This window comes from Sorangium sp. So ce327 (assembly GCF_051530205.1).
In the GTDB taxonomy this organism is placed as follows: Bacteria; Myxococcota_A; Polyangia; order Polyangiales; family Polyangiaceae; genus Sorangium; species Sorangium cellulosum_B.
In genome coordinates this window covers 1968661-1984607 of record NZ_CP150330.1, presented here as the reverse complement: position 1 = coordinate 1984607, position 15947 = coordinate 1968661, and the positions used below count along the sequence as shown (strand labels likewise).

At 72.1% G+C, this 15947-nt stretch carries 11 protein-coding genes and 1 tRNA gene; 5 read left to right on the top strand and 7 right to left on the bottom strand.

What is annotated here, in order from left to right:
* Window positions 1-29: 29 nt before the first annotated feature.
* A complete protein-coding gene (locus WME95_RS07435) occupies window positions 30-2030 on the bottom strand; it encodes a protein kinase domain-containing protein (protein WP_437907724.1) in 2001 nt (666 codons plus the stop codon).
* 282 nt (window positions 2031-2312) lie between these two features.
* Window positions 2313-2660 (bottom strand): transcriptional regulator, encoded by a 348-nt coding sequence (locus WME95_RS07430; protein WP_437907723.1) that lies wholly within the window; start codon window positions 2658-2660, stop codon window positions 2313-2315.
* Between the two features lie 204 nt (window positions 2661-2864).
* Here WME95_RS07430 and fusA point away from each other — a divergent pair, with 204 nt between their 5' ends.
* The gene (gene fusA / locus WME95_RS07425; protein ID WP_437907722.1) at window positions 2865-4976 is read left to right on the top strand and encodes an elongation factor G; all 2112 of its coding nucleotides are present in this window, start codon (window positions 2865-2867) and stop codon (window positions 4974-4976) included.
* Between the two features lie 25 nt (window positions 4977-5001).
* Here fusA and WME95_RS07420 read toward each other — a convergent pair whose 3' ends face one another.
* Window positions 5002-6624: a L,D-transpeptidase gene (locus WME95_RS07420; RefSeq protein ID WP_437907721.1), complete on the bottom strand. Its 1623-nt coding sequence runs from the start codon at window positions 6622-6624 to the stop codon at window positions 5002-5004.
* Window positions 6625-6850: 226 nt separating this feature from the next.
* Here WME95_RS07420 and WME95_RS07415 point away from each other — a divergent pair.
* Window positions 6851-6924 (top strand) — tRNA-Arg (locus WME95_RS07415).
* 191 nt (window positions 6925-7115) lie between these two features.
* On the opposite strand, the gene WME95_RS07410 is transcribed toward WME95_RS07415, so the two are convergent.
* Window positions 7116-7931 (bottom strand): hypothetical protein, encoded by an 816-nt coding sequence (locus tag WME95_RS07410; protein ID WP_437907720.1) that lies wholly within the window; start codon window positions 7929-7931, stop codon window positions 7116-7118.
* A gap of 244 nt (window positions 7932-8175) precedes the next feature.
* Window positions 8176-9210, bottom strand: a complete 1035-nt coding sequence (locus tag WME95_RS07405; protein WP_437907719.1) for a GNAT family N-acetyltransferase — start codon at window positions 9208-9210, stop codon at window positions 8176-8178.
* 91 nt (window positions 9211-9301) lie between these two features.
* Between WME95_RS07405 and WME95_RS07400 the strand changes: the two genes are divergently transcribed.
* Together WME95_RS07400 and WME95_RS07395 are read left to right on the top strand one after the other, a co-directional pair.
* On the top strand, window positions 9302-10759 hold the full coding sequence (locus WME95_RS07400; RefSeq protein ID WP_437907718.1) for a PLP-dependent aminotransferase family protein: 1458 nt from the start codon (window positions 9302-9304) through the stop codon (window positions 10757-10759).
* A gap of 302 nt (window positions 10760-11061) precedes the next feature.
* The gene (locus tag WME95_RS07395) at window positions 11062-11712 is read left to right on the top strand and encodes a methyltransferase family protein (RefSeq protein ID WP_437907717.1); all 651 of its coding nucleotides are present in this window, start codon (window positions 11062-11064) and stop codon (window positions 11710-11712) included.
* 109 nt (window positions 11713-11821) lie between these two features.
* Here WME95_RS07395 and WME95_RS07390 read toward each other — a convergent pair whose 3' ends face one another.
* A complete protein-coding gene (locus tag WME95_RS07390; protein WP_437907716.1) occupies window positions 11822-13138 on the bottom strand; it encodes a serpin family protein in 1317 nt (438 codons plus the stop codon).
* 99 nt (window positions 13139-13237) lie between these two features.
* Here WME95_RS07390 and WME95_RS07385 point away from each other — a divergent pair, with 99 nt between their 5' ends.
* Entirely contained in the window at window positions 13238-13723 is a 486-nt protein-coding gene (locus WME95_RS07385; RefSeq protein ID WP_437907715.1) for a gluconokinase, read from the top strand.
* 82 nt (window positions 13724-13805) lie between these two features.
* Here WME95_RS07385 and WME95_RS07380 read toward each other — a convergent pair whose 3' ends face one another.
* The gene (locus tag WME95_RS07380; RefSeq protein WP_437907714.1) at window positions 13806-15203 is read right to left on the bottom strand and encodes a hypothetical protein; all 1398 of its coding nucleotides are present in this window, start codon (window positions 15201-15203) and stop codon (window positions 13806-13808) included.
* Window positions 15204-15947 lie beyond the last annotated feature (744 nt).

Genomic DNA, 15947 nt, shown 5'->3' with positions numbered 1-15947 from the left:
CAGGCAGGCGGACCGCCGGGCCGCGGACGTCACCCGCCGTCGCTCGCCTGAGGTCGCTGCGCGCCGTCGCTCTCCGCGGGTTGCTGCGGCGCGCGCGCGCCCTCGGCGGGCTGCGCCGGCCCGACCGCGCCCTCCTCGGGCCGCGGCGGCTCGCGTCGGGACGCGTCGCGCTCTTGCCGCGCGCGGGTGGTCGCCTCACGCCACGCCCGCTCGCGCTCGAGCTTCTCGCGCCGCCGCCGCCGCTCGCGCTCGACCTCGTCGTAGATGACCTCGGGGCGTCGCGCGTCGAGACGGGCCCCTCGCGCTTGCGCCACCCGCGGCGCCTCGCTGTCCGGGCCCACGGCGCTCGCGGGAACCAGCTCGGCCGCCGGGGGCTCGGCCGCCGGGGGCTCGGGCGAGGGCTCCGGCGCGGCAGGAGCGGCCGCGCTCGATCGCCTTTCCACCACCGACGAGCGCGCCTCCTGGACCGCGCGCTTCGCCAGCCCCTTCGCCGCAGGCAGCGCGCTCCCGCCGCCGTCGAGCGTGCGCATCTGCACGAGCCACACGCCGCCGATCCCCGCGAGCATCCCGAACAGCGCGAACGCGATCGCGAGCCGCCGGGGCCACGGGGACGGCCCCCGGCGCACCACCGTGAGCCGCTCCGCATCGGTCTCGGCCAGCGCACGCGCCGCGAGCACCGGCGTGACGCGAGGCGCCGCGCCGTCGCTGACGCGGTGCACGACCTTGCGGCCGAGCGGAACGGGCGTGTCCTCGGCGGTCGGCGGCTTCCCTGGCCCGCCCGCCTGAAGATCGGAGCGGCGCTCCGGCGGGCTCAGCGTCAGGACCGGCGGGGGCGGCGTCCGGCTCGCCCGGAGCTGATCGCCGCCGTCCCACGCCGCCCCCGCGTGCGACACCAGCGTGACGTCGGACAGACGGCCCGCGGGAGATTCCCACTTGGCCGTCGTCTCGAGGTCGCTCATGAGATCGTCGGGCGACATCCTCGGCAGGTCCGCCAGCGTGTCGGCCTCCCACTCGTCCGCGGCGACCGGAGCAGGCGTCGCCATGCGGACGGTCTCGTCCGCCCGGAGCGCCTCCCACACGCGCTCGGCCGCGTCCTCCGCGCCCTCGCCCCCGAAGCGCGCGAGCGCGAACGCGAGCTTCGCGACGTCCGAGGGGCGCGCCTCCGGGTCCTTGGCGAGGCAGCGCAGCAGGAGGGCCCGCAGCTCCGGGGGCTCGACGCCCGCCGGAAAGGGCGCGGGCGGCTCGGTCAGGACCTTGGTGCAGATCTCGAGCTCGCTCGGCGCATCGAACGGGCTCGCCCCGCAGAGCAGCGCGTAGGCGACCGCGCCGATCGACCAGATGTCGGCGCGCTCGTCGATGCCGCCCGCCGACCGCATCTGCTCCGGCGCCATGAAGAGCAGCGACGTCCGCATGGCGCCCGAGGCGGCGTTCGGCCCCTCGCTCTCGACGCCGCAGGCGACGGCCGACACCCCGAAGTCGAGGACCTTCACGCTCGGGGCGCCGTCGCCGAAGCTGAGAAAGAGGTTCTCGGGCTTGATGTCCCGGTGGAGGATCCCGATGCCATGCGCCTCGGCGACCGCCTCGCAGATCTGCAGGAGGTACTTCACCGCCTCCCTGACCCGGATCGGCCCGCGGCGCCGCAGGTAGCTCGTGACGTCGGAGCCCTCCAGGTACTCGCTGACCACGAACGGCGCGCCACCTTCGACCCCGACGTCGAGGATCCGCGCGACGTACCTGCCCTTGAGCGCGCGCGCGGCGCGGGCGCCCCGGAGCAGCCGATCGACGGCGTGCCTGTTCTCGACGAGCCTCGGATCGACGCGCTTGAGCGCGACGCGCTGGCCCGACAGGCGATCGGTGGCGAGCTGGACGACGCCCACGCCGCCGGCGCCGATCCGGGTCTCCACCGCGTACCTGCCGGCGACGATCTCTTGCCACCCTGGGCCGCCCTCGGCCGCCCGCGGCGCACGTCCAGCGTCGGTCCGCTCCCGTGCGGCCGCGCGATCCTCTTCTCTGGGCTTCAGCGACGTCAACGCACTGCCTCGGTGTGTGTCCGCGAGCTCCGCGGACAGAGTCAAAGCCTGTCCCATGAATAACAGATTCAGAGTGCTGCTATCGCGTCCATGACGTGTCGTCTAGTGACACTCGGGCACGAAAATGTCCGTTCTTCACGCATTTGGGCGCGGCTGACTGGCCGGCCAGCTGGCCGGCCGGCCGGCCTGCAGCCATCTCCATCAGCGGCATCCGCGGCACCTGTCATGCGCCATCGAGCCATGGACATCGCTTCCATGCGTGCCACGTGCCAGCCACGCGGCTCACGGCGGGAGCCCCAATGCGAGCGCGACCAGGTAATCGACGCCGCTCAGGATCAGGACGAGCGCTGCGGCGGACGCCGCGCCGAGCCCGAGCGCCTTCAGCGCGCGGAAGCGCGCTGTTCCGTGTGTTCCACGCGCCCCCGGCCGCCCGTGCTGGACGCCGCGCGTGACCCAGCACCACCCGAGCATGGACAGCGGGCCGAACGCATAGAGGGCCGCGCCCCAGGTCGCTCCGTTCCAGCAAGCTGCGCGCTGCTCGGGCGTGAGCCGCCGTCGGTCCCAGCGCTGCAGCGCGAACGGTAGCGCTATACCGAGGACCATCTGGAGCGCGAGGCGGAGAGTGCTCATTTCGTGCGCCGAGCTCCCGGGCGAGCGCTCCACTCAGGCAGCGCCGGACAAGCGCAGATCGCCAGAGCACGCCGCAGCGCGTCGCGGCAGAGCTCGGGTGAGCGACTCGCTGCCCGGCTTCGCTGACCTCCTGCCTCGAGGAAAGCGCCGCAAAAATCGCGTGCCGGCCTTCTCGATCTCGACGGGGATTGGTACGAACGAGGGATGACAACGACTGAGGCAGGGGACATCAGGAACGTTGCAATCATCGGACACAAGGGGGCTGGGAAGACATCGCTTGCCGAGGCCATGCTGTACGTCGCCAAGGCGACGGCCAAGCTCGGCAAGGTGGACGACAAGTCGAGTGTCCTCGACGAGACCGCCGAGGAAAAAGAGCACGTTTGCTCGTTCGAGGCGAGCGTCGCGCACCTCTCCTGGGCGGGGAAGAAGGTCAACCTCGTCGACACGCCGGGCGAGGGCAGCTTCCTCGCCGAGACGCGGCTCGCCCTCGCGGCGGTCGACGCGGCCGTCCTCGTCGTGAGCGGCAAGGACGGCGTGCAGCCGATCACCGAGCGCGTCTTCGGCTGGGTGAGGGACGCAAAGCTACCGTGCATGATCGTCGTCACGAAGGTCGACGCCGAGAACGCCCGGCCCGACGAGGTGCTCGCCGAGGTGCGCGCGCGCCTCAAGGCGCCGCTCGCGGTGATGGAGGAGCGCGTCGGCGAGGGGCTCCAGCACCGGGGGGTCGTCGCCATCCGGACGAAGAAGGCCTGGCTCGACAAGCCCGAGGCGCCCGCCACGGCCGCGGGCTCTCCCGTGCCGGCCGACGCCGCGGGCGCCGTCGAGAAGGCCCGGGGGAAGCTCGTCGACGACGTCGCCGGCAGCGACGACGAGCTCACCGAGCGGTACCTGACCGAGGGTGATCTCACGCAGGAGGAGCTCGACCAAGGGCTCCGCGCCGCGGTCCGCCGGGGGGCGCTGATCCCTGTCTACTTCGCCTCCGGGGTCCGCCCGAGCGGCGTCGCCGCGCTGCTCGACGGCATCGTCGAGCTCGTGCCGCCGCCGGCCGAGCACCCGGCCTGGAGCGGCGTCGTCCCGACCGGCAAGCCCGGCGCCGCGCCGCAGGCCGCGGAGCGGCCGTCGTCGGCGGAGGCCCCGGCCGCGGCGTTCGTCTTCAAGACCTCGATCGATCCGCACGCCGGCCGCACCTCGTTCGTGCGCGTGCTCTCCGGCGTGCTCCGGCCCGACGCCACGATGCTCAACGCGAGCACGGGCGGCTCGGAGCGGCTCGGGAAGATCCACAGCGTGGTGGGCAAGGACCACAAGCAGGTGGACGAGGCGCGCGCCGGGGACATCGTGGCGCTGCACAAGCTGAAGGCGACGCTGAGCGGGCACACGCTCTCGGACGAGAAGCACCCGTTCTTGCTCTCCGCGCCGGAGCTGCCGCCGGCCCTCTTCTCGCGCGGCGTGCGGTTCGACGCCAAGGGCGGCGAGGACAAGGTCGGCAACGCGCTCTACCGGCTGACCGAGGAGGACCCGGGGCTCAGCGTGCACCAGGACGCGTCGACCCGCGAGCTCGTCGTCTCGGGCCTCGGCGCCCTGCACCTCGAGATCACGGTGGAGCGCATCCGCCGGCGCGTCGGGGTCGACTGTCGGCTCGGCCCGCCGCACATCGCCTACAAGGAGACGATCTCGAAGAAGGCCACGAACATCGAGGGCAAGCACAAGAAGCAGACGGGCGGACATGGCCAGTTCGGCGTCTGCTACATCGACATGGAGCCTTTGCCGCGCGGCGGCGGCTTCGTCTTCGAGGACGCGGTCGTGGGCGGCGCCGTGCCGCGGCAGTTCATCCCCTCGGTCGAGAAGGGCATCGTCAAGTCGATGTCGAAGGGCGTCCTGGCGGGCTACCCGATGATCGACGTCAAGGTCCGGCTCTTCGACGGCAAGTACCACGACGTCGACTCCTCGGACGCGGCGTTCCAGATGGCGGGCAGCAAGGCCTTCAAGGCCGCCGCCGCGCAGTGCGCGCCGGTGCTGCTCGAGCCCATCGTGCGGCTCTCGGTGACGGTGCCGAGCGTCGCGATGGGCGACATCATCGGCGACATCAACAGCCGCCGCGGGAGGATCATCGGCACGGACTCGGTCGAGAGCCAGACGATCGTGAACGCGTTCGTCCCGCTCGCCGAGGTGCTCGAGTACGAGTCGAAGCTGAAGAGCATGACCCAGGGCAAAGGCACGTTCACGATGAACGTCGAGCACCTGGAGGTCTGCCCGCCGATGGTGCAGGACAAGGTGATCAAGGAGAGCGGCTTCAAGGCCGAGGCCGACGAGGACTGACCCCCGCCGCTTCCTGAGCTCCGCTCTAGGGATGGATGTGGACGATGGTCCCTTCCCCCGTGGCCTTCCCCGCGCTGACCCCGTGCCATCCCTCGGGCACGGGGGGATCGGTCCAGAGGAACACCCGGCGCGCGTCGATCGGCGACAGGTTGATGCACCCGTGGCTGCGCGGCTTGCCGTAGTCGTCGTGCCACGGCGCCGCGTGGATCGCGTAGCCGGCCTCGAAGTACTGCACCCACGGCACGTCGCGGAGCTCGAACTTGTTGTCGACCTCGTGCGCGTCCATGGTCGTCGTGACGTGTTTGTCGCGGATCCGGAACGTCCCGCGCACGGTCGAGAAGGTCTTCTTGGGGTCGCCGAGCCCGTCGCGGCCCGTCGCCGCCGCGGTGGCGTAGACGGGCTTCCTGCCCTCGTAGAGGATGAGCGTCTGGCTCAGGATCGAGATGTCGATCCACTTCACGTTCCCCTGCGCGAACGACGGCAGCTCCGAGGGCTTCACCGCGATGGCGACGTCGGAGTCGCGCACCCACGTCCCGTCCTTCGCCTCGACGAGGCGGGCGCCGCCGACCTTCTTCGAGCGCCCCGTGAGCTGCACGGCGGTGTGCCAGGGCAGCTCGCCCGCCTTCTCCATCTCGCCGCCGGAGATGTCGTAGCGCTTCGCGTCCTGCCGGTGCACGAACGCGAGCGGCAGCTCCCACCCCTTGGTCATGTCGACGCCGTGGAACGTGGAGCCGCGGGCGGGCTTGAGCTTCGAGGTGGGCACGAGCCGCGCGTCGGTCGTCAGGGCGAAGCGCCGCCCGCCGTCGCCCATGAAGGTGTCGATGAGGGCGAGCCCTGCCTTGCGCGCGATCCGGTTGGTGATGATCGCGTAGCCCGGGACCTTGAACGACGAGATGTTCGGGAGCTGCCGCCCGCCCTTGAAGAACCAGGGGATCTCGTCGCTGCCGTTGCCGCCGAAGAGCTCGCTGTCGCCGAGCTCGGGCGGCTCCGCGGGCGGGTCGGCGACGGCGTTGCCCGCGGGGTCGAGCGGCACGTCGTTGGCGCCGACCTTGACCTCGTCCCACTTCTTCTTGAGCTTCTTGTAGCTGCGGAGGTGCCGCTCCAGGCTCATCTCGTACTGGAGCTGCTCCTTCGTGGACGGCATCCGGTAGTAGTTCGGCGCGATGGCCCGGACGAAGGCGTACGGGTACGGCATCGGCTTGGACAGGTCGGGCCGCCGCGTGAGCGCCCGGAGGATCGGGTGCTGCGTGTCGATCGTGGCGTCGCTGTCCGCGCACATGAACCCGGCGGGCAGCACGCGGTAGTAGCCGCCCTGGCAGTCGTCGAACGCGGCGGGCTTCTCCCCGCGGGGCGCCGTCCCGCCCGCGCGGAGGTAGCCGAGCTTGGCCGAGCGCCGGTCCGCCTTCTCGTAGATGGGCGCGACCATCTGCACGGCGCCGATGCGGGGCCCGTCCGGGTGCGGCAGGGTGGCGGGGTCGTTCTCGGCGGCCTTCTGGGCCGCGCCCGCGGAGAGGCTGATGATGCCCTCGGGCGTGGCGTTCTCCCCGCCGGTGCAGGCCGGCAGGGCGAGGGCGGCGACGGCCAGGGCGAGCGGGAGGGGTCCGCGCGCGGGGGCCGGGATCGCGGAGCTTCGCTGACGGGCATCCATGCCCCGGGAATGCCGGACAGACGGGCCGGTGGCCAAATTTTGGCCATCGCCACGCCGCCCTCGCGGGCGGACGGACGGCGGCGGGCGCCACGGCCGGCGCGGGCCCTCGGCGAGCGACGGGTGACGGCGTGGGCGGGGCGGCTGCGGCACGCAAAGGTGCAGGAAAGGGGTTGCGCGAGAGCCAGGTCTTGGGTAGGTTCCGGGCCCTCGCGAAACCCGCGAGAGTGCGCCACTAGCTCAGCTGGATAGAGCGTCGGCCTCCGGAGCCGAAGGCCAGTGGTTCGAATCCACTGTGGCGCGCTGGGTCCTCTACCTTTCCGCAACGTTCGCGGCTGGCTCGGCCGCGCTTCGCCCGGAATCCACGCGAGCGCAACGTTAGGCGGTGGCGTTCCGGGCCTCCGCGCGTTGATCGCCGCTCGAGGGCACGACGGTGGCCGGCCGACTCTTCGGCGCTTGTGTCGGTGGTGTGGCCGCGCGCTCCAGGCGAAGTTCTAGGGGCCACCGCTCGCTTTTGCGCCAATCAAGACACGCCACTCATAAGCGTAGCTCGGATCGTCGCCCGGGTGGCAGGCGCCAGGGTCGCTCACGAAGTTGTCCACGCTCGTGCCCACGATCGCACGGTATGCCCCGCTCGCGTCGATATCCCCTTCGTGACCGTCGAGAATCGAGGCGCCGGGCACATGGTCGACCCAGAACTGGATCCGGGATCTGCGGCTGCTCAGGCATTCACGTCGGATTTCTACGGGACATCCTTCTTCGGCGGCCGGCAACATCGCGATCGGTGTGAAATAGCCATCAGGGGTCCAGTTCGAAGCGCGAACGCCTGCCGCGAGCAGCGCGCCCGTGACATCGGAGCCGGCGCGCACCTCGAACCACTGATAGACCTCGCTGAACTCCTCATATCGCGCCGCCCGAAGGAACACGGGACCGCTCGCCGGAATGGCACCGACGATGTGCAGATTGGAAATGGTGAGCGTCAGGCCGTGCACCGTGCCGTCTGCGTACGTACACGCGAGGTCGCGCGATGCTGCGCTGACTGCCTCCACGTGGCAGGGCGCGGCGAGATTGTAAGAATACTCATCGGACGGATCATCCGGCCAATCCTCCACAATGAGCTCGAAATCAGCCGAAATCCCGGCCTGTCGAGGCTCGCAGACGGACGCCTGCTCTGGGTTCGTCGGGTCATCGTCGTTGCTCCCGGGGTCGTCGTCGTTGCCCCTGGGGTCGTCGTCGCTGCCGCCGGGGTTATCGTCGCTGCCGCCGGGGTTATCGTCGCTGCCCCCGAGGTAGTCGTCGTTGAACGGCATAGGAGCAGGACCGCACGCGATTGTCGTGCAGAGCGGCGCGAGAGACATGAGCGCAAGAGCAAACGTGGAGAATGTGCGTTCCATGTGACAGCGGTGACGCAACGGGTGTGCCGGCACGGACACCGACAAAACCGCGGCGTCTCGCGTCGTGCACACGAACCGCATGGCACACATCGCCATGGCTTGTTGCGGAATGTGCCATGAGCCGCCTCCGCACGGCCGCGTCGGCCGCCCGAGCGCCGCTTCACGCGCGGACGAGCTGCATCTCCGTCGACGTGAACGGCCGCGGCGGCAGCGCCGCGCGGTCACGGAAACCGAACCGCGCGTAGAACGTGTGCGCGTCCTGGGTGCCCAGGTGGACGTGGCTCGCGCCGCGGACCGCCGGGTGCCCGAGCAGCAGCCGCACCACCGCCTCGCCCACGCCGCGGCCCCGCAGCGAGGGGGCGACCATCACGTCGTACATCCACGCGCGCCTGCTCCCGTCGCTGATCGCCCGCGCCGTCGCCACGAGCCGGCCCGCCGCGTCGCGCGCGCCCACCCACGCCGACGACCCGAGCAGCGCCCGCGCGATCGCCTCGCGCGACACGCCCTGGTTCCAGTAGCCGCCCTCCAGCAGATCGACGGCCGCTGCCACGTCGCGCTGGCCCAGCGCGCACGCGAGCACGCAGCCCGCCGGCGCCTGCAGGAACTCGGGCACCGGCGTGTCCAGGCAAGCGCCGCGGAGCAGCTCGATCGCCGCGGCATCGCCCGGCGCACCCCGCTCCCAGAGCTTCGTGAGGATCCGCGCCCGCTCCTCGGGCGTCCGGTTCTGCGCGAGCTTCGCCTTGCCGTCGAGCCGCGACAGCGGGACCGCGAGCACGAGGATCCCGGCGATCGCCTTGCGGTAGAGCGGGCTCGACGCGTCGAGCGGCGTGTACCCGCCCTCGGGCTGGTACTTCTGCATCAGCGCCTCCAGCACCTCGGCTTTGTGATCCGGATCGTCCACGCGCTCGATCACCCCGTGGACCTGCGCGCTCCGGTAGAGCGTCGTCGCCGGGCACGCCCGCTCCGGATCGGTGAAGTAGCTCGGGATCGACGCGACGACCTGCTCGCACGACACCACCGCGGGCCGGCCGACAGCCTCGGTCTTCTCGCCCACGGGCGCGCCGTGGAACGCGATCGCGCCCCGGACCACGACGCCGTGCACCGTCCTCAAGACCGGCTGGCCCTCCGCCGTCGTCAACGCCAGGTGGACCACCTCCGCGAGACCGAGGAGCGCCTCGGCCTCCGCCCTCTCCATGCGAAAAATCTCCCTGCGCATGGACCGAGGTTGGCGCGCACCTGGTACTCTCGAAAGATCCGGTTCGCCGATTTCTGCTAGACCAGCTGGCATGCCCTGGGAGCTCGCCCTCGCGGTCGATCCCGCCGCGCCGCAGCCGATCTTCCTCCAGATCGCGCGCGCCCTCGCCGACGACATCCGCCGCGGCCGGCTCCGCGCCGGCGCCGAGCTGCCGGGCAGCCGCGCGCTCGCGCGGTCCCTGTCGGTCCATCGCAACACCGTCCTCGCCGCGTACCGCGAGCTCGCCGCCGAGGGCTGGATCGAGGCCAGCGCCGCGCGCGGCACCTTCGTCTCGGCGGAGCTGCCGGCGCCGGCGCCCCGCGGCTTCGCCCGGCGCGCGGCCGCGCGGGCGGAGGTGCCGGCGCGGCTCGGCTTCGATCTCGGCGCGACCTCGCTCCGGCACGTGCCCATCATCCCGCCCGGCACGCTCCGCATGAGCGGCGGCCTCCCCGACATGCGCCTCGTCCCGACCGCGGCGCTGGCGCGCGCCTACCGCCGCGCGCTGCACGCCGGGTCGAAGCAGCTGCTCGACTACGCCGATCCGCGCGGCGACGAGCGCCTCCGCGCCGCCCTCGCCGCGATGCTCTCGGCGGTGCGCGGCCTCGCCGCCGGGCCGGAGTCGGTAATCGTCACGCGCGGCAGCCAGATGGCGCTCGACCTCGTCGCCCGCGCCCTGATCGCGCCGGGCGACGCGGTCGCCGTCGAGTCCTACGGTTACCGCCCCGCGTGGGAGGCGCTCCGCCTCGCAGGCGCGCGGCTCCTCCCGCTGCCGGTCGACGCCGCGGGCCTCTCCGTCGACGCGCTCTCGGAGCTCGCAGAGCGGGAGCGCCTGCGCGCCGTCTACGTCACCCCGCACCACCAGTACCCCACGACCGCGGTGCTCGCGCCCGGCAGGCGCATCGCGCTCCTCGAGCTCTGCCGGGCCCGCCGGATCGCGGTCCTCGAGGACGACTACGATCACGAGTTCCACTACGACGGCCGCCCGGTGCTGCCGCTCGCCAGCGCGGACACGGCCGGCGTCGTCGTCTACATCGGCACCCTGTCCAAGATCCTCGCCCCCGGGCTCCGGATCGGCTTCGTGGTCGCCCCCGGACCGCTGGTCGAGCGCCTCTCCCTCCACCGCACCTTCGTCGACCGGCAGGGCGACCACGCCGTGGAGCGCGCCGTCGCCGAGCTCCTCGAGGACGGCGAGGTGCAGCGCCATGCGCAGCGCGCGCGCCGCGCCTACCGGGCGCGGCGCGATCGGCTCGTCGCGTCGCTGCGCGCGCGGCTCCCCGGCGCGCTCGACTTCGCCGTGCCTGCCGGCGGTATGGCCCTGTGGGCCAAGGTGGACGCCGCGATCGACGCGGACGCCTGGGCCGAGCGCGCGCTCGCGCGGAAGGTGGCGTTCTCCGCGGGGCGGCGGTTCGCGTTCGACGGCAAGAAGCGCCCCTTCCTGCGGCTCGGGTTCGCGGCGCTGGATGAGCAGGAGATCGGCGATGCGGTGGAGAGGATGGTCGAGGCGATATGAGCGCCCCGGCGGGCGGACCAGCTGAGCGCCGCGGCCCTCCCGAAGGTGGACGCCGCATGTGGAAGCGTGGAGGCGTCGACAAGACATCCCTATCTCCCTGTCTCTCCGGCTGAACTCTCCTTCTCCCCCGGAGGCGCTGTCTCCGACAGACCTTGATCGTCCCGCGGCCCCGCCGCCGTCGAAGCGCGCTGCGCCCGCGGTGGATGGATGATGGATCCGACGCGACGAAAGCCCCGCTGGCTTGACCTCGCTCGCGCCCCCTCTCACGATGCGAAGTAAGGGGGGATACAATGAATGGCGCGGTGATCTACGACCTCGCGATGCGGCTGCCGCTCGCCGTCCTCATGCTCTATAACGCCCTGTTCGTCGGGCGCGAACTCTATGCTCACCTGTTTCTCTGGAGCGGGCCCAGGGGGCTCACCTACGGGACGACGGTGGCCTCGCTCGTGGCCACCGAGGTCTACCTGCTGCTCGTCGCGGCGTTCACGCTCGTTCGCCTCCGCCCTGTACGCAAGCTGAGCGGCGTCGTACCTCGCATCACCGCGCTCGCCGCCGGCCTGCTGCCGGCGAGCATCGCATGGCTGCCCAAGACCCCGCCGATGCCCGGCCGTCTGGTGATTGGCACGCTGTTCATCATCGGTGGAATGGCGCTCGCCGTGGTCAGCATCGGGTGGCTGGGCAAGTCGTTCAGCGTCATGCCCGAGGCGCGACGCCTCATCACGAGCGGCCCCTACCGGCTCGTGCGCCACCCTGTCTATCTCGCCACCCTGATCCAGGGGACGGGAATCATCTTGATCTATCCGTCCATCGCCGCGGTCCTGATCTACACGGTCGAGATGATCCTGCAGGTCATCCGCATGGGATACGAGGAGCGCGTGCTGCGCGACACCTTTCCGGAATACGACGACTACGCGCGCCGGACGTCCGCGCGGCTCGTCCCCCGCCTCTACTGAGGAGGGCTCGCGGCGCGCGCGCCCCCTCACTCAGAGGCGGGCACGCGGCGCCATGAGGCAGGATGCAACGCCTGTCGCAGGATGCCTCGCTCGTCCGGACCCGGCGCTCTTACCTGGACGGGTCGGCGACGCGGCCGACGAACAGGATCGCGCCCGTCGCGCGATCCCGGATGACGAAGAGGAACGGGCGGTCGAAGCGGATGGCGGCGGGCTCGGGCGCCGACGTCTCGCCGATCACCACCGCCGTCGCCGCCGCCGCCTCGGTGCCCGCCTCGTTCACGGAGACGAACGCTTCGTGGAGCACATCGGTGATGAACAGGCCGCCCTGGACGCTCATCCCCGAGAAATCCGCGTGATCGGAGAAGGCGGCGGGCATCCCCAGATCCTCGAGCGGCGGGGCGAGATCCAGGGTCGAGGCGATCTTGAACCGCGGCAGCGCCATCGTGACGCTCCGCGACCCGAGGGAGGCGAGGACGCCATCCAGCCGCTCCGGATCGAGCCCCGCCTCGAAGCCGCCGAGCTCCGACGGGAGCACGAGCACCATCGACAGCTCACCGCCGTCGTAGGGCAGCTCCAGCGCCTCGTAGCCGTCGCCCTCGCCATAACGGACCTGCGCGTGGTTGGTCATCATCGGCACGGACACCGCGGAGCCGTCCGCCAGCGTGAAGCTCCCCGGAGTCGTCTCCTCCTCCTCGAACGGAAACTGCCAGGCAGCGTTGAAGTAGATGGCGTTCGTCAACACGAGCCGGGTCGAGGACCCGAGGGCGCCTTCTGGCAGGATGTCCTTGATGCGGTCCTCGGTGCGCTCGGCCACCCAGCCATTGATGATCCCCCGCGCCTCGTCGGGCGCCTGGACGAAGTCGACGACGTGCAGCCCGGCCCCGTAGCTCTCCGCCAGCACGTCGAGGAACGACGGCACGAACGCGGAGCCGACCTGCCCCCAGATCGCGTTGGCCATGTGGAGCCGGAACCCCTTGCCGTCCCGCCCCTCGGCGCCCTCGCCGCGGCGCGCGAGCGCGAGGTCGAGCGCGTTGAACGCCGGGTGGAGCCGCGCTTGCGGCAGCGTGAAGCGCAGCGCGCGCGCCATCTGCTCCGCCGTTTCCCCGCGCGCGCCGGCGTACGTCATCGCCAGCGCGCTCGACACGCTGTACGGCGAGCAGAAGAGGTTGCCCGGCGCGGCGCCGATCCGGCGGTAGAGCTCGAGCGCGAACGCCGTGTTGCCGAGGGCGAGCTCCCTGGCGTCGGCCTCCGGCACCCGAGGCGCGCGGGCCCGCTGCCTGTCCGAGGCGACGACGCAGCCCGCGGTGCCCGGATCGGCGCACCCGGACGGCGAGGGCCGCGGCTCCGGCTCGGCGCCGCCAGAGGAGCAACCGGCGCAGAGCAGGGAAAATGGCAACAGGACCACAGGGATCGGAGGCCTACGCATGCGCCCGGCGCAGCAGGGGGCGTGCCGAACCGCCCATGATAGGATGGCTCCCACCATGCGGAGAGCGCGAGAGACAGCCATCGGAGAGGCGCGGCGCCCGTGATCGTGCTCGTGATGGGCGTGAGCGGCGCCGGGAAGACGACGGTCGGGGCGCGCCTTGCGCGCGAGCTCGGATGGGAGCTCGTCGACGCCGACGACTTCCATCCCGCCGCCAACATCGAGAAGATGCGTGCCGGCAAGCCGCTCGACGATCGGGATCGCGCGCCGTGGATCGCGGCGCTCACCGCGCGCATCCGCCAGCTCCTCGACGAGGGGCGCGGCGCCGTGATCGCCTGCTCGGCGCTCAAGGCGGCGCACCGCGCGCAGCTCCTCGTCGACCCCGCGCGGATGCGCCTCGTGCACCTGACCGGCGATCCAGCGCTGATCGCCGCGCGCCTCTCGGCGCGCAAGGATCACTTCATGCCCCCCGGCCTCCTCTCGACGCAGCTCGCCGCGCTGGAGCCGCCCGAGGACGCGATCCGCGTCGACGTCGGCGGCACCCCCGAGGAGATCGTCGACGCCGTCCGCCGCGCGCTCGGCGTGTGAGCCGGGCCAGCGCCGCGCCGTCTACCGGCGCCGGGCGCTTGCCAGGCGATCTCTCCGGCAGGACCCGAGCGCCCGCGCGCGGTCAGCCCGGGTCCGGCAAGCGGATCAGGAAGAGCGCGCCCTGGTCGCTGGAGAGGCGTTCGTCCCCGAGCGCCATCGTGCCCTGGAAGGACCCGGCCAGCATCGGGCTCTCCCACGGGTCCATCTCCAGCCCGGAGACGTGGACGTCCGCGCCGATGCGCCGGGTCCACTGCTCCTCTCCGCTGGAGCTGAGCTCGGCCGCCCACGCGCTGCACGACGCCGGCTCATCCGCCGACGCGCACAGCGCATCGCCTGCCAGCACCACGCGCTCGCCGCTCGCCGTGATGCGGCGGGGGCTCCGCGCGTCGAAGCGCTTCACCCAGATCACACGGCCATCCGGGCCGATCTTGGCGACGAACGGCCGCGGGCCGCCCGGCAGATCGGGCTCGCCGAAGACGCCGCTGCCGGAGAGCAACGCGGCGCCTTCTGGATCCACGGCGAGGTCGTACGCCTCCTCGAGCTGATCCGGCGAGCCACGGAACCGCTTGTGCCACACGAGCTCTCCGTTCCGGTCCAGCTTGGTCACGAACGTCGCCGTGCCCCGCCCGTCCTGGCTCGCGAGGATCGCGTTCCCGTCGCGGTCGACCTCGATGCCGATCTCGTCGCTGTCGGAGCCGCTCGGCGGCAGGCTGACCCACGCGAAGCGACCCGAGGCGTCGAGCCGGACGACGAAGGCGCCGATCGCCCGCCGCTCGATCCGCGCGCCGGCGACCTTCGCGGCCCCCTCCAGCCTGCCGAGCACGAGCGCGCCGCCGCGGCCATCGGCGGCGAGCGCCGTGCCGCTCAGGATCGCGTCCTCCTCCGCGGAGATCTGCGCCGCCCAGCTCGCCGCGCCGCGCGGGCCGAGCTTCGCGAGGAACAGGTCCGCGCCCGAGGGCGACGCCGCCGTGAGCCGGTGCGCGCCGAAGCGGACCGTGCCGGAGAAATCGCCGAGCACGAGCGACTGACCCCCGCTGCTCGCGGCCACGTCGATGGCGCTCTGCGCCGTGCCGTCGCCGAACTGCTTGCTCCAGAGCGGAGCGCCGCACGCGTCGAGCTCGGCCACGAAGGCGTCCGTCGCGCCCGCGCTCCGCAGCCGGGTGCTGCCGAAGGTCAGCTCCCCTTCGAAGGAGCCGGCGAGCAGCGCGCGCCCGGCGCCGTCGACCGTGAAGCCGCGCAGGGTCGCGCCCTTGCCAGGATACTGCCGGCTGAACGATCTCTGCCGGCACGCCCGCTCGGCCCGTTCGCTGTCGCCGAGCCCGGCCGCGCCGGCCAGCCGCCCGCTGGGTGCGACCGCGGCACCCGGACACACGCCCCCGGGGCCGACTGCCCCCATCTCGCACATCCCGGGAGGCGAGGCGTGCTCGGCGTTCGCCCGCGCCGCACCGCCGCTGTCGCCTCCGGGTTCGCCCTCCGACACAGCGTCCGCAGCCTCCGAGGACATACACCCGGCGCCACAGCAGATGACGCCGCAGAGGGCGCTCCGTGCTCTCAAGACAGACCACATACTGAATCTCCTCTCCCGCCTCGACGCGGGCACACTGGAAACATTGCAGGATGCGGACCATGGCCCGCGCCTTTCAAGCTTCTCGCGAAGTTGAAAACTCCAAACTTTTCTCGCTGGATGCGGGCTCATCCGGGGCAGCAGGACGCGTTCGTTCGGCGCCGCCTCATGTCCTCTTCGCCCCGTCGCTCCAGGGCGAGCCGGCCATTCGACCCCGGTCGCGCAATCGTTCGACTCGCGCGCTGACACGCGCGCGCCGACAGAGATGGATAGGGCATCTCTCGCCCTGGACACCGCCTGTTCCGTATCCAGATCATCGATTGTCGAATACGGTCGAGTCGCTCGCCGCTGCCGTCGAGGCGCGGGCGACTGGCATCTTGAACGTCGCCTGGTCCGGCGAGGCGCAGGCGATGGGGCAGGCTGCTCGCGCGCAAGGCCCTGACGCCGGGGCGTCGGGAGCCGCGAGCCCCGGGCGGGGCGCCCGCGCGGACCCCGAGGCCGCCCTCCCCCCCCCGGCTCCGCGGGTGGCCGTCGGCGCGCGCAGAACGGAAAGACGGGCGTCTACCACCGTAGCGCACCCACGCCCACTTAAGGTAGGATGCTGCCACCCGACTCCGGCGGACGTATTCCCGCTGGAGGAGCCCGCGACCGCGGGCGCCG